A 14810-nucleotide genomic window follows, 5' to 3' on the forward strand; every position below is an offset into this window, starting at 1 on the left:
GAAAAGGCGGGCCGTTTTGGCCCGCCTGTTCAAGAGCCGGTCACGGGCCGCCCAAGACGCGCCCGCAACTTGTCCTCAGGCATGCATTTCCATATCGGACAGCCCGCGTGAGCTGGCCCAGATCGCAGCCTGCGTCCGGTTGTGGACATTCAGCTTGCGCAGAATGGCCTTCACATGAACCTTTACTGTCGCTTCGCAAACCGTAAGTTCGCGAGCGATCACCTTGTTCGAATAGCCTGCCATCAGGCAGCAGAGCACATCGAGCTCGCGCGGCGAAAGTCGCGCGCGATTTACTTCCTCGTCCGGCTTTTCCGCGGTACGCAGCACCGGCGTGAAAGTCTGCTGCTCGAAAACGTCAACGAGATCGGGCGGCAGTACGCGTTCACCCATTGCGGCAAGCCGCATGGATGTCATCATCGGCAATGCCTTCATGGAGCGCACGATGTAACCCTGTGCGCCGGCCTGGAAGCATTCCAGCATCGTATTGAAGTCGAATCGCTCCGACAGGATGACGACCGGAACGGTATCGAACCGATCCTTGAGCTTCTGCACCGCGTCAGATTGGCCTTCTGCGGCGATTCCATCGAGAACGAAGAAAAATTCTGATCCGAAATCCTGTTTTTCGAGGTCCTTTATCGCCCCGTAGGATCCGATGATGTTGAAGCCCTCGGACTTCAGAATATTACCGAGGCCTTCCCTGGTTATCTCGCATTCACTTACTAGACAAACGTCGCTGTACATGTGCAGTCCCCCCGATTGACCCCGCAGGGTAGTGCGACGGTCCAGCAGCATGCCGGACCGATCGGAAGCGCGACTCCATTTTTCTTATGCTGAGACGATGCGGCAACCTGATATGGGAATCAACTATCAGCTAACATGCTTAGTCGCTTTATGGGACAAGCGAGCCGAAGAGCCGCAGTAAAACCACGCTTTAACATATACTTGATACACACATAACTCTTTATGGGTATACCCGATCGAGGGGGTGCCGAGTCCAGTTTTGGATCAGAATACAGTCGGCGGTTAACAATCTCGGGGCCTAGAAGAACGACTCCTGAATGATGATCGTATCTCCCGGCGCAATTTTCAGGGGCGTCCCGTCCAGTTTGATTCGCGTGGCGATCTTCGAGGACTGTCGCTGCAGCTTGATCACGCGCTTGTTCGCCCGCGCCGTGAATCCACCTGCCTTCGCCACTGCCTGGTTGAGAGTCAGTTCACCGCTATAGGGATACTCTCCCGGCTTGGTGACTTCGCCTAGAATATAGAAAGGCCGGTGCTCGGTCACTTCGACGGCCACCTTGGGGACGAGAACATAGCCTCCTTTCTGCAACCTGCTGGAGATCGCACTGGCGAGTTCGCTGGTGGTCAATCCGTTCACGTCGACCGGATCGATCAAGGGGAACGCGACGGCGCCATCGTCACCCACTTCATAATCCCCGGTCAGCGTCGGTTCGTCGAAGACGGTAATGCGCAGCTTGTCGCCGGTCGAAACCTGATAGCCAGCGACCAGTCCGGCATTGACCTCCTGCGCCGATTTGAGCGGAAGACCCGCCTGGGCCGGCACCGCAAGGGCAAGAGTGCCCAAAACGATTCCCGAAAGCAGCAGGTGAGGCATTTTGCCAAGTCTGCGATCCTGGGGGCGCATCTACGATCTCCTCAATCCCGATATGTAACAAACGGGGACGCGGACTCGGTTATCGAGCCCCGCACCTCGCCATCCTAACCGGCAATTAAACGGCCCGAAACGACCATTTAGAGCAAATGGGGACACCACTCGGACGACCGGTTTAGCCTCATTGGGTAGAAAGGCGCTACACCGGATGCCCGGTTGTGCGGCACCCCAATCTGGGAAATCGTCAGGGTGCGGTCTGCGATCATTTTTGAACGCAGGCGGGTGGCAGGAATGACAGGTCGAATAGATCGAGAGATGCACACAACAAGCAAAGACATGTCACGCAAGGGGAGCGAGGGGGATGAAGCATATGGCTCCTGCATTGCCGTGTCATCGTCCAGCGCCGCCGAGGCGGCGCTGATCTCGAAGCCTCGATTCGAAGCCGTGCGCAGCGCCGCCGGAACTGCAGACACTGTGGTCCGGTCCAGGATGGTCACCTCGCAGAGCGGAGATCCTCCCCGCTTCGGGCTGTGCCGGATACGCGACATCGTCTGCGCCCTCGCCCTCATCATCGTGCTCTTGCCTGTATTCGTGGTATTGATCGCGGTCATCCTCATAAATGACCCCGGTCCACCGATATTCGCGCATCAACGGGTGGGCAAGAACGGCCGCCCTTTCAAATGCTTCAAGCTGCGTTCCATGTACTGCGATGCGCAGGAGCGTCTCGTCGTCCTGCTGGCCAACAACCCGCAGATGCGGCGCGAATGGGAAGCCATGCACAAACTGGCCGAAGATCCGCGCGTCACACCGCTCGGCGACTTCCTGCGCCGGACCAGCCTGGATGAACTGCCGCAGTTGTTCAATGTGCTGATGGGATCGATGACGCTCGTCGGCCCGCGGCCCATCGTCTATGACGAACTGCGGCATTACGGGCGCCATGCCTCGTGCTACCTGACCTCGAAGCCGGGCCTCACCGGCCTGTGGCAGGTGACCGGACGCAGCGAGGTTTCCTATCGTCGGCGGGTGGCAACCGACCGTCTCTATGCGCGGCGCAAGTCTTTCAAGCTCGACCTGCGCATTCTGCTCGCGACGGTTCCGGCCGTGCTGGCTCGCAAGGGCGCTTGTTAATGGGGGAACGAAATCAGGTGAGCAGGCAGAAGACCAGAGCCCACAGAACAACCGCAGCGGGCAATGCAATCGCAAGGCCCCGCGCGAAACTGCGCCGTGGGCCACGCGAAGGCGCTTGCGAGGCGGATCGCTCCTCCGTGGTCGGTTTGGTCATGGCAATTACGCTATCCATCACAAGTCGCGCTCTACTCCTTTTGGGCAGCTTGATCCAGCCAATCTTAATCATTCCGGCTATCAAGCACCGAATCAACGCACAAAGCGGCTTCGGGTTGCGCAAATCCGTGGGTTTCACGGCGAATCGGGCTAGCCTGTCGACGTCTCGAACCGTCGGCCTGTTGGAGACGATCCCGCTGATCCTGCGCCTGGCCTTCTCGAAGGGGGAACAGCGTGAAAGGCTGGTCCAGCAGGTGATCTACGTGGGCACCCCGGGCAGCGACAGGCGCAGGCCCTCGCTTGCGGCACGCGGCGCCATTTTCCTGGCTCTGCTTGCGATGCCCCGCCTCGCCTCGGCGCAAGCGGTCGACGTTGTCGAGACTCCCACCGACATCTTCGAACCGGAAAGAGGGGCCGGCATACCGCTTTCCGGAAGCGTGCTGCTCTACAACACCTCGGTCCTTCAGGGCGTGTACGATTCCAACATCTACAACGTCGATCGGAACCGGACCAACGACACCAGCGCCCTCATCCAGTCCGAATTCCACCTGACCACGAACCTCGCGCGTCACGAACTAGGGGTGCGCGCCGGGGTTACGGCCCGCAAATATTCGGACACATCCGCCGAGAATTCCACGACCTATCATGTCGACGGGCACGCCCATCTCGACCTGGGCGATCGTATCGACGTCTATGCGCGCGGCGGATATCTGCGCGGAATCGAGATTCGCGGCACCGCCGGGGACCAGTTCCTGACCGACCGCCCGGTCCGCTTCGACGACAAGTACGTCGAAGGCAGCATCGAACGCACCGGCGGCATTCTGGAAGCCGGTCTCGCCGGCTCCTTCACCCGCCGCAAGTACCTCAACGCGAGCGTCAACGACACGAGCATCGACCTGAGCTTTCGCGACGCCGAGATCAAGAAGGCCACGCTCAAGGCAAGCTATCGCCTGTCGCCGGTCATGCGGCTGTACAGCGAATTCTCGGTCAACGATGTCACTTACGACCAGAACCCGGGCGTCTCACGCGATTCCAGCGGTTATTCGGCGCTTGCCGGCATCCACTACGAAGTCAGCAAGCTGGTCGATGTAATCGCTGCCGTCGGCTATATTCACCAGAAGTTCGACGCACCAGGCACCAAGGCCGCAACCGGCCTGAACTACCGGGTCGAGGCGACCTGGACGCCGACACCGAAATGGAAGCTCACGGCCAGCGGCGAGCGGTTCGTCGACTCCAGCCCCTTGAGCGACATTCCCGCGATCGTGCGCAGCGACTTCCGGCTCAAGGTGCAACGTGCGCTGGGCGACCGGATGCTCGTCGAGGCGGGGGCCGTCTACACCGGCGAGGATTACCGCGGACTGTCCGGAACCGATCGCCGATACACCGGCTACGGCAACGTCCAGTACCGCATTACCAGGAATATCTCGGCCGTAGTCGAAGGTGGCTACCGCAAGCAGTCGGGCGGCGCGAGCGGCCGCAGCTACAGCGGTGCATCGGTCTCGGCCGGCATAAGGGTCGCCCTGTGACGAACCAGACCGGCCTTATGCGCGCGAACGAAAATCCGCACGCTGGAGAATTGCAATGAGCGGATCACGAGAACTTGTAGCCTCCGGCGCCGAACCCGGTTCATCGGCACTGGAAAGAACCACGGGGCGGTCGCTGGCTTCGGCGGACCGGCTCGATCTCAGCGGGAGCATCAGCTTCTTCCGCAGGCGCCTGAAGATCATCATCGGCTTCGCGCTCCTCGGTTTGCTCGCCGGGCTGGCCATCAGCCTGCTCTCGAAGAAAGTCTATCGCGCCGAAGCCACGGTGATGTTGGTTGAGCAGTCCAGCGGCCTGCCGAGCGCGGACGACACGCCGCCGGCGCCGGTCGTGCCCCTGACCAGCCAGCTCGTCGACACCCAGGTGGAGATCATCAAGTCCCGCCAGATGGCGCGCCGCGTTGCCGATGCGCTGAAGATCGACCAGGGCATGGATACGGGCGAACGGCGCACACTGTTCGATCTCATGCAGGAAAAGGTGAATGCCCAGCGCACCGGCACCAGCTTCGCGCTGACGATTTCCTATGATGCCGCCGTGCCCAGCGATGCGCGCCAGATCGTCAACGAATACGCCCACCAGTTCGCGAACTGGCAGACCTCGCAGGACGAAGAGCGCAATTCGCAGATCCGCAAGCAAGTTGAGGAGCGCCTCGTCAGCCTGCGCGAACAGGCGCAGGCCGATACCAGCGCCCTGCAACAGTACCGCATCGCCAACAATCTGCTCAGCACCTCGGGCGCATCGCTCACCGAACAGGAAATCTCCAACTACAACCTCGAAATGACGCGTGCCCGTGCCGAGGCTGCCGAGGCCAGTGCGCGCCTGCAGACCGCACTGGGGCAATTGCGTTCGGGCTCCTCCGGCGACGACGTCGGCGAGGCGCTGGATTCGCCGGTCGTCTCCTCGCTGCGCACGCAGGAAGGCACGCTGGCCGGCGAAGTGGCAAGCCTCGAGGCTCGCTACGGCCCCAATCACCCGCAGCTGATCCGCACGCGCAACCAGCTCGCGCAGGTTCGCCAACAGATCCAGGACGAGATCGGCCGGGTCATCTCCAACTTGCGCGCCAAGAAGGACGTATCGGAAGATCGCCTCGCCTCGATCGCCGGCAGCCTGTCGAACGCGCGCTCCAAGCTCGCCTCGAACAATGCGGCGATGGTCGGCCTCAGCGAGCTTGAGCGTTCCGCCGAAGCGTCGCAGGGCATCTACGAGACCTATCTCAACAGCTACAAGCAGCTGCTCGCGGCCGAGGGCACCTCGAAGCCGATGGCCCGGATCCTGTCACTCGCCAACGATCCGATGAAGCCGATCTCCCCGAACCTGAAGCTGAACCTCGCGCTCGCACTGGTCATCGGCCTCGGGCTTGGCGTGATTGCAGCCTATATCGCCGATGCGCTGTTCCACGGCATCAAGTCGGCGCATGAGGTCGAACACGATCTCGGCGAGAACTGCCTCGCCTCGATCCCGCTCCTGGCCTCGGTCCACGAAGGCAAGCCGCATGCCATTTCGGCGATCCGCGACAACCCCAAGTCGGTATTCACCGAATCCTTCCGGGTCCTGAGCACGGCCATCGACCAGGCGACGATGAACCGGGCGCAGGTCATCGCCATCACCTCGGCGCTTCCCGGCGAAGGCAAGACGGTCATGTCGTGCTGTCTTTCACACGTTTTGGCCGCCGATGGCGAGCGCACGATGCTGATCGACTGCGACTTGCGGCGACGCGGGATAAGCCGCCTGCTGGACGTCGGCCCCGATCAACCCGGCCTGATCGAGGTTCTTAACGGCACCTCACCGCTCGATGTCGAGGAGCTCGTGCGCGACCGCGTGTTGTGCGTACTACCGCTCGGCCCCATGTCCGACGCGCCGGACAAGCTCCTGACCGGCCAGCCCTTCATCGACCTGCTGGAGAAACTGCGGCCGCATTTCGATCGCATCATCCTTGACCTGCCGCCGATCCTGCCGATCGCAGCCACCCGCTCGATTGCCTGTCAGGCCGATGCGGTCGTCCTCGCCGCGCACTGGTGCAAGACCTCCAGCTTCGCGATCCGCACCGCCCGCGCACGCCTGCCCAAGAAGCTGGTCAACGTCGTGGGCGTCGCACTCAACCAGGTGGACCTGCGCAAGAAGGCCTACTTCGACCGCGAAGACGTTTCGTTCTATTACAACAAGTACAGCGAGTACTATTCGTGAACGTCGTCGTCAGCCGCAGCGACTGGAAAGCGTCGGCGGGCACCGCGCCTTTCTCGCAGCCCCGCGTGGCGATCGTCCATTACTGGCTGGTTTCCATGCGCGGCGGCGAGCGGGTGCTGGAGCAGATGCTCGACCTCTATCCGCAGGCGGACATCTTCACCCACGTTTACGATCCCGATGCAGTCTCCGCGAAAATTCGCGCGGCCAAAGTGACGACCAGCTTCATCGACCGCATGCCGCTCTCGAAGAAGCTCTACCAGTATTACCTGCCGCTGATGCCCATGGCTCTGGAGGAACTGGACCTGAGCGGCTACGACCTCGTCATCAGCAGCGAGGCAGGCCCGTCCAAGGGGGTGATTACCGCACCGACCGCTCTTCACGCCTGCTATTGCCATTCGCCGATGCGCTATTTGTGGGACCATTACCATCGCTACAAGAAGGAGGCGAACTGGTTGGCCCGCGGCGCCATGCCGATGATGTACCACCGGCTGCGCGCCTGGGATGTCAGTTCCAGCGCGCGAGTTGACCGTTTCGCCGCCAATTCCCGGTTCATCCGTCAGCGCATCCGCAAGGTCTGGCGGCGCGAGGCGGAAGTCATCCATCCCCCGGTCGAGACGGGCCTCTTCACGCCATCGACCGAGATCGACGATTACTATCTCTGGGTCGGCCAGATGGTGCCCTACAAGCGCCCCGACCTTGCCGTGGACGCGTTCAATGCGAACGGGTTACCCCTGCTCATGATCGGCACCGGCGGCCTGTCGAAAGCGCTCAAGGCGAAGGCCGGACCCAATATTCGCATCATCGACCGCCTCGACTTTGCCGGCCTTGTCAAAGCCTATGCCCGTTGCCGAGCACTGATCATGACCGCGGAGGAAGATTTCGGCCTGACTCCTGTCGAAGCCATGGCCTCGGGTCGCCCGGTCGTCGGCTACGCGCGCGGCGGGTTGCTCGACACGGTCGAACATGGCCGAACCGGTATCTACTTCGACAGTCATGAAGCCGAATCCCTGGTGGACGCGGTGGAAGCCATGGAGGCATTCCTCCCCGCGTTCGATCCGCGTCACGCCGTCCAGCGAGCGGCACAATTTTCGCCGCACAGTTTTGGTGAGAAATTCAGGAAATTCACGCAGTTGGAGTGCATGGCAAACTGAACAGTTGCATCTTTCGCATGATTATTCGGCAGATGATAATGTATGACTGAACACCACATCGAAAACGACATGTCGATTTCGAGGCGTCTTGTCGCATGAAAAAATAATCGCAGGGCCTATCACTCAAGTTAATAAGAGAAGGATCAGCACGTTAGTCGGCAAAACGGGACTTATCCACGAGTCTTAGCCCATATACCCGTTCCGCCAATGCGCCGGTCGATGCTAAGAGTATTGCCTATAACAACTCAAGGGTAGTTTCGGATAACGGGCGCGAAAGCGGTAGAGGCATCTATCTACCAGCACTGCACAATTACCGTTTACCCGGTTGGAGCCGACGTCGAGTTGGGGGCCTCGGCATAATGTACATGTGCTGCAAGGATGCGCTTGCAGCAGCAGTTGGATGAGCGCCGATGACATCGTCTGACGATCGATCTGCAAAAATCATGAGAGGACTACAACGCTTGCTCGCAGATCAAAGTTCTACGGATTTCGTTGACTTCGTCGAAGTGGCGGAGTCCCTGATGGACGGGTATGCCAAGCTGATAAGGAATGGCTCTCCCGCATCCACGGTTGCACTCGCCATGTTGGGCGCCACGCTCAACATGTACGAAATGCTCGGGATGCGCTCGGAGCTGCCCTCGCTACTGCGCACGGTGGCAGACCAGATCGAGTCCGAAAATCGCATGAACTGAAGCGCGGGCGGCGCTGGGAACGATCGCATGAGCGCGGCCGTCCTCTTGACGCGCCGAGCGGTAGCGATCGTCCCTTTCAGGATCAGTAGAGGACCGAGGCCAGTCGGGCGGAACAGTGCCGCAACTCGTTCCGGCGGCGCATGTCCCAAGAGCGGAAGCGATAAAGCGCCCTTCTCGCCAGCGATATGCTTTTACGGAAGCGCCGAAGCTGCGGGTATGTCCTGAGATAGTCGCGATAGACATCATGCTCGCGCCGGCTCCAGGGAAAGAACACGCCGTCCCAGGGCTTGGGGTGCGACATGTAATGGATGATCGCCGGCGCCTCCTCGTCGACGAGGTGCATGAACTGGCGCGGGAAATTCCACTTGTTGGAAATCGGGATCCACGCGTCCCCCTTCACCGCATTGAGCGCTCCCTGATCGTGATAGGCGCCGCCGTTCTCGATGAAGAAGTCGAAAGCCTTGCGCCCGATCCATCCGTTACGATTGAACTTGATCACGCCGGAATTGAAATAGTCCTCGTGGCTTGCTCCATTGAGAACCGACAGCACCGGAACGTAGTCCAGCGCGGCAAGGAACTTCCCCTCAGGGACCCTGTAATTCTCTAGGTAATCGAGAGGCCCCACGACCTGGACGTCACCGTCCAGATAGATGATCTGCTCATAGCTCTCGGGAAGGACTGAAGGGAGCAGCAGGCGCCCCATGGCGGCAATGCTGATCCGGCCTGCGAACTTCGACTTGTCCAGCACCGACAGCTGCTCGGTAAAGAAGGCACTGGTGTCCTTGAAGACGATATCCTCACGCGCGCAGAGGTCCCGGGCAATGGGGACGCCGGCAGAGGCTTCCGTGAAGGTGATCACGACATCGGTGTTTCGCGAACAGTGCTTCTTGGCCAGAATGGCCGCGACGAATGTCGGCAGGAAGAAATTCTCGTCGGTGACGAATGCAATGCACTGCGTGTTCAAGCTGTCTTCCTTGCTACCTGGCCCCGATCGGCAAGCTAGATCTTCGCGTCACGGATCCATTCGCACTCCGCCCGCGTCAGTTCGGGGTGCGGAAAGTCGACCAGCAGAACGATCCGCGGGTCGGCAGAGCAGTTCTGCGCCTCGTGCGCATAAGACGAATCGAAGATCAGTGGCTCGCCGTAGCGCCACTCCCGCCGAATGCCGCCCACTTCAAGGTGACCACCGGGTGGAACGATCAGCGGCAGATGCAGGGTGAGAAAGACGTTCGACACGTCGCGGTGCGGGCGGATGAAACCATGTGGGCCGAGGATCGAGAACATCGCGTCGCGGAAAGCCGGATATCCGGGGATCGTCTTCAGAAGGCCGCCCACTACCGGGCACAGGGCAAGGTTCTCGGGCACTTCCTCGTGGCGCTTGACGAAGCTGAAGTTGCGCCAGAAGTCGCCGTCGAGGCCGACGTAGTGATAATGTTCGATCCGCGTCTCGTGATTGAGCAAAACCGCCTCTGCTTCCGCTCGCAGCTCATCCACGGCATCGACAAATGCGGGCAGCCAGGCAAAGTCTTTCGGATCGTGCCATGGCTTTGATGTCAGACCGGCAAACGTGAAACCCTGCGGATTGGCGCGCACCGAAACCGCGGAGGCGCTGCCCTCCCAGTCGATCGAGGCCCTCACACGGCCCAGTTCCACCGAGGATCCGGTGCGCTCAAGAGCCCCGCGCATGATCGCTATGCCGGAATTGATCGCCTGCCAGCGCCGGACCGCCGAAACCAGCAGCAACGCAGTCACGGCGGTCGGCACAAGCAGCAAGGTGAAGGATACCAGCGAGAATTCGATCCCTCTCGGCGAGGCGCGGTCCGTTATCATGGCGATGGCAGCAGCGAGGGCAGCAGCGAGGGCGATCAGGCAGGCGATGGCAAGAAGCACAGGGAGCATCCACTTGCGCATGCGAACCTTGGCGCTGGTGCCCCAATAGATCTCCACCGGCTCCAGCAGCGCGGACCACGCGAACCAAAGGAGCGCAAGGATGCCCGAAACCAGCAGCAGGTGTTCGGCCATCCCCAAGGGTCCGGCGAAGGAGAAGGCTTCGCCGATAGACAGGCTGATGTCGGTCAGTTCCAGCAGCAGGAGCAACAGGAACTGCAGCACCAGGAAGGCAAAGATGCCGTTGAAGGATTTAACCGTTCCCATCTTGCGATCTTTCTTTCTTGCGACCTTCGACGAACTGGCTGATCCTCTTTCGTCCCATCGCGGCCACGTCCTTTGCCAGGGCTGCCGCTCCCACGAGGTTCCGGGGGTAATAATTGAGCTTCATCCGCGGTCGCTCGCATGACGCCCAGAAGGCGGTCCAGCCCGCCGCCTTGCCTAGAAATTCATAGCGCCTCAGGCCCTGGGTCGCGGCGCGTTGTATGCTCTCGAGCATCAGGAGCTGGCCCGGGGAACAACGGGCGAAGCGTTCATCGTAACCGATCTTGAACAGCCAGTAGCTGCCATCGCATTCGGCGCAGATCTGGGCTGCGGCGATATCTGTCCCGATCTTCATGAAGGCAATACGAAAAATGCCTTCCTGCGCGGCAAGCTCGGCGTAACGCCGGAAGAAATCCAGCTGGACCTTATTGTCGGCGATTGCAGTGCGGGTCCGCGATTTCCAGCTTCTTGCCTCGACTTCTATCGCCTGCTCCAGAAGCGCCACAGCTTCATGCGCTTCGGGCTGGTGGAACCCGAATGTAACTTCGCCGTCTTCCTCGGCGCGGCGGCGCATCCGGCGAAAATCGGCGCGGCGGCGCGACGAGAAGCGTGCGAGGCCGTCCTTCCAGCTCTCGTCGAGTTCGATATAGGGAGACCCTTCGGTGGGCGCCTTGACCAGTAACCCGCGCCGCTTCGCCTTGGCCACGAAGACGTCCGAAAAGACCGTGCCCGCCGGCGGCTGGCCCAGCTTCACCGGCAGGCGATGGTCGAGAATGGCATCGACAAGCCGTTCGGCAGCCCCGGCATCGGCACAGGCTGGCTCTGTCGGTTCGGCCAGTTCCTCCGCGCCTGCCAGGTACAGGGTCGGCACCAGCCCTTTGCGGACGAAGGCGGCAATGCCCCCGTTGGTGGTAAGCAGAACGGCCTTGCGGTTGCGGTACATCGTCGCAAAGCAGGCCTCGTTCCAGATGAAGTGCTTCATCGGGGTGGGGTCGAGTGCGTCCAGCCCTTCCCAGATCGAACGTGGCAGCAGCGCCTCTAGAGGGGAGGCATCGCTTGCAGGCACGATGGAACCGATCTTCATATGGCAACCAGCTTCTCTGAATTTGATCCAGTCTGAATAGCTTGCGCGAAACCCGTCCTCCGGAACGCCGGCGCCCGTCTTCGGCGCATGCAAGCGAACCGGACGGATTGCATGATGGCCCAGGGCGTTGGACGGAGCACTTGCTGATAAGGATTAGTCCGCTTTTTCAGAGCGCTTCCCGATTGGAAGAGGCTGCCGAAAACGCCGTTCTGCAAGGGCGCGCGCCGAGCCGCAAAAGGCGGATCGCCAGCGCCGCTAACCCGAATGCGCATTGGCGGCGCGCTCGTTCGCGGTGTTAGGTTCCCTCCCATGTTCGGCTGCCCGAAGGCATCGAGAGCAGCGCACCAGCCGAGGCCCGAACAGGCTTCGGGGTCAGTCGCGCCCGAATTGGGCAAGGTGCTCTTCGCCCAATCGCACGGCCGCTGAACGACGCGGGATCATGGGGAACTATCTTTGGAACTCACCTTCATCGGATTGATCCAGATAGTGGTCGGCGGAGCGATCGTGCTTTTCGGCGGCCCCGGCAGCGCTTTCATTTTCCTTATTATCAGCGGTCTGTTCGACGGATCGGCGGCGATCCTGCTGCCCTCACTCGGCGGCTCCTCGATCCCGCCCGTCCAGTTCGCCCTGCTCTTTGTCTACCTGCGCATCTTCGCGCCGAAGGGTGGCCTCTACGGTTACTTTCCCGATGCCGTGCGCGCGAATGCCTGGCTCGTGCTGTTCTGTTTCTACGGCATCGCCAACTCGTACATCGGCCCGCGCCTGTTCGGCGGTGCAATCGAGGTGTACCCGATGCGCCCGATACCCGGCTCGGGCCTGTTCGACGTCATTCCGCTGGGCCCCACCTCCCAGAACCTCACGGCAGCCACTTACCTTGTCGGGACGCTGCTGCTGGCCATTGCCGCCTACATCTTCTGCCAGGCACGTGGATCGAAGAAGGTCCTCATCGACACCGCGATCTGGAGCGGCTGGTTCTTCATCGTTACCGGCCTGCTCGATATCGCCGCGCGCGGAACGCCGCTGGAGGACGTCCTCGCGATCTTCCGCAACGGCGACTATGTGCAGATGAACGTGGAAGTGGACGGCTTCGTGCGGATCCGCGGCCTCCTGCCGGAAGCATCGTCCTATGCCGGCTCGTGCTTCATCGCCCTCGTGGTCAATGCCGAGCTTTGGTACCGCTCGATCCGAACGCGGCAAACGGGACTGCTGGCGACAATCCTGACGGTGATGCTGGTCATCAGCACCTCCTCGACGGCCTACGTCGCGCTTGCAGGCTATGCCCTGATCTTTCTCGGACGCACCCTTGCCTTCCCCAACCTTGCGCCGCAGGGAAAGATCCAGCGCCTCGCCCTTGTCGGATTCATGATCGTAGTCCTGATCGCGATCCTCGTGGCGCTGTTCCCCGAGGTAGCAACCGCGATCTGGGATCTCGTGCTGGAGATGACGGTCGCGAAATCGTCGACCGACTCCGGTCAGCAGCGCCTGTTCTGGGCCATGCAGGGGATCCATGGCCTGATCGATTCCTACGGACTTGGCATCGGCCCGGGCAGCTTCCGTTCCTCGAGCATGCTCACAGCAATCGTCGGCGCCATGGGGGTTATCGGCATCGTCTCCTTCGTCATGTACCTGCTGGCGATCTTCCAGCCCTCGCGCCGCTCAAGCTGGGGCATCGGCGCCGATTCATCTCAGACGCTGGGCGGTGCCTTCGCCAGTGCGGCGGTATTCAGCCTCATTCCGGCAGCAATTGCCTCACCGCTCGCCAATCCGGTGGCGATCTTCTCGATCCTCTCCGGAGCCGCCCTTGCCCTGCGGCCAGTCCGCGACGCAGCGGACGCCACGCACAATCCCGTCAATACAAGGACCGGCGAGCGCAGCCGCACGGCCATCGACCAGGCATGACCACCGACCACCTCCTCGCCCACTGCAGGATCCGACATTCCAAACCAGCACGGGAAGTCACGGCATGAAGGGGCACGTTCTCAGGCTCGCACAGCTCGACCGCGATCTGATCGGCCGCTGGAGCCAGATCTGCGATACCAATCCGCTGTACCAGAGCCCATTCTACCGGCCTCAGTTCTCCCGGGCAGTGGCCGCAGCCCGGCCGGACGCGCGCGTTGCGGTTCTGGAACGAGGCGGCGATGTCGTGGGCTTCTTCCCCTTCCACCTGACACGCGGTGATGTCAGCAAACCGATCGGCGGGCACATCAACGACTATCACGGCCCCATCCTGGCACACGGGGTAGCCGTCACCGCCCCGGCCCTTCTGCGCGCCGCGGGCCTTTCCGCCTACGACTACAACCACCTTCCGGCCGCCTTCTCGACGCTGGCCGAAGGTGCACATACGTTCTCCTACTCGCCGCGCATGGATCTCTCGGATGGCTACGATGCCTACGTCGCACGCAAGGATTCGCGCTGGACCAAGGCGCAGCGCGAAGTCCGCCGCCGCCAACGCAAGACCGAGACGGAGATCGGCCCGCTGCGCTTCGCCTTCCACGATCCTTCCGAGGCCGTTCACGAACGGCATGTCGAGATGAAGAACGCCCAGTACGCACGCATGGGTCTCAGGGCCATGCTGGGCAGCGGCTGGGTCGGCGATGTCCTCGACAGGCTCAGGACCGTAGACGAGCCCGACTTCGCCGGCGTCATGAGCACACTGCACGCAGGCGACCGCCTGATCGCCGCCCACTTCGGCATCCGTGCAAAAGGCGTGCTGCACTGGTGGTTCCCGTCTTACGACCTTGCGCTCTACAAGCTGGGTCCGGGGATCAACCTCATCAACCAGTGCGCGATGACGGCCAACGAACACGGCGTGACCCTGATCGACTTCGGCAAGGGCGACGAGGACTTCAAGCTCCACTTCGCCGACCACCGGGTCGACTTGTGCGAGGGATCGATCTGCCGGGCCCGCAGCATGGCAGCCTCCCTGCGCCAGGGCACGCAGGCACTGGTGGGTCTCGCCGAACGACTACCGCTGGGCCAGTACCGCACCGTCCCGCGCCGCGCCGTCGCCCGGTTGATTTCAGGTGTCACGCTGCCCGAAAAGGTCGGATAGGAGACCAGCCGATGAGGCAATGTCCATATTCACCGGCCGATTTCGGGGTAGGCCGAATTAT

General features: G+C 61.5%; 12 protein-coding genes. 7 read left to right on the forward strand and 5 right to left on the reverse strand.

The genetic code is table 11. The features are described 5' to 3' along the window. Positions 1 to 75 precede the first annotated feature (75 nt). Both JI59_RS06340 and JI59_RS06345 read right to left on the reverse strand, forming a co-directional pair. Positions 76 to 741, reverse strand: a complete 666-nt coding sequence (locus JI59_RS06340; protein WP_007013614.1) for a response regulator transcription factor — start codon at positions 739 to 741, stop codon at positions 76 to 78. A 298-nt stretch (positions 742 to 1039) separates the two neighbouring features. Then, positions 1040 to 1645, reverse strand: a complete 606-nt coding sequence (locus JI59_RS06345; protein ID WP_052117849.1) for a polysaccharide biosynthesis/export family protein — start codon at positions 1643 to 1645, stop codon at positions 1040 to 1042. A 303-nt stretch (positions 1646 to 1948) separates the two neighbouring features. Between JI59_RS06345 and JI59_RS06350 the strand changes: the two genes are divergently transcribed. The 5 genes from JI59_RS06350 (at position 1949) to JI59_RS06370 (ending at position 8462) form a co-directional block, all read left to right on the forward strand. After that, a complete protein-coding gene (locus JI59_RS06350; RefSeq protein ID WP_007013612.1) occupies positions 1949 to 2740 on the forward strand; it encodes a sugar transferase in 792 nt (263 codons plus the stop codon). Positions 2741 to 3075: 335 nt separating this feature from the next. Continuing rightward, positions 3076 to 4419, forward strand: coding sequence for an outer membrane beta-barrel protein (locus JI59_RS06355; RefSeq protein ID WP_007013611.1), 1344 nt, complete (start codon positions 3076 to 3078; stop codon positions 4417 to 4419). Between the two features lie 55 nt (positions 4420 to 4474). Next, a complete protein-coding gene (locus JI59_RS06360; RefSeq protein WP_007013608.1) occupies positions 4475 to 6619 on the forward strand; it encodes a GumC family protein in 2145 nt (714 codons plus the stop codon). Beyond that, positions 6616 to 7770 (forward strand): glycosyltransferase, encoded by a 1155-nt coding sequence (locus JI59_RS06365; protein ID WP_007013607.1) that lies wholly within the window; start codon positions 6616 to 6618, stop codon positions 7768 to 7770. The genes JI59_RS06360 and JI59_RS06365 overlap by 4 nt, the downstream gene beginning before the upstream one ends. A gap of 461 nt (positions 7771 to 8231) precedes the next feature. Further along, a complete protein-coding gene (locus tag JI59_RS06370) occupies positions 8232 to 8462 on the forward strand; it encodes a hypothetical protein (RefSeq protein ID WP_138921398.1) in 231 nt (76 codons plus the stop codon). An 82-nt stretch (positions 8463 to 8544) separates the two neighbouring features. Here JI59_RS06370 and JI59_RS06375 read toward each other — a convergent pair whose 3' ends face one another. The 3 genes from JI59_RS06375 to JI59_RS06385 are packed head-to-tail and all read right to left on the reverse strand — an operon-like array spanning position 8545 to position 11697. Further along, entirely contained in the window at positions 8545 to 9426 is an 882-nt protein-coding gene (locus JI59_RS06375; RefSeq protein ID WP_007013605.1) for a glycosyltransferase family 8 protein, read from the reverse strand. 35 nt (positions 9427 to 9461) lie between these two features. Further along, positions 9462 to 10616: an aspartyl/asparaginyl beta-hydroxylase domain-containing protein gene (locus JI59_RS06380; RefSeq protein WP_007013604.1), complete on the reverse strand. Its 1155-nt coding sequence runs from the start codon at positions 10614 to 10616 to the stop codon at positions 9462 to 9464. Continuing rightward, on the reverse strand, positions 10603 to 11697 hold the full coding sequence (locus tag JI59_RS06385; RefSeq protein ID WP_007013603.1) for a GNAT family N-acetyltransferase: 1095 nt from the start codon (positions 11695 to 11697) through the stop codon (positions 10603 to 10605). Before JI59_RS06385 ends, JI59_RS06380 begins: the two co-directional genes overlap by 14 nt. A gap of 453 nt (positions 11698 to 12150) precedes the next feature. On the opposite strand from JI59_RS06385, the gene JI59_RS06390 reads away from it, so the two are divergent. Further along, positions 12151 to 13596, forward strand: coding sequence for a hypothetical protein (locus tag JI59_RS06390; protein WP_007013601.1), 1446 nt, complete (start codon positions 12151 to 12153; stop codon positions 13594 to 13596). A gap of 64 nt (positions 13597 to 13660) precedes the next feature. Continuing rightward, the gene (locus JI59_RS06395) at positions 13661 to 14749 is read left to right on the forward strand and encodes a GNAT family N-acetyltransferase (RefSeq protein WP_007013600.1); all 1089 of its coding nucleotides are present in this window, start codon (positions 13661 to 13663) and stop codon (positions 14747 to 14749) included. Positions 14750 to 14810 lie beyond the last annotated feature (61 nt).

The organism is Novosphingobium pentaromativorans US6-1 (assembly GCF_000767465.1).
GTDB lineage: Bacteria > Pseudomonadota > Alphaproteobacteria > Sphingomonadales > Sphingomonadaceae > Novosphingobium > Novosphingobium pentaromativorans.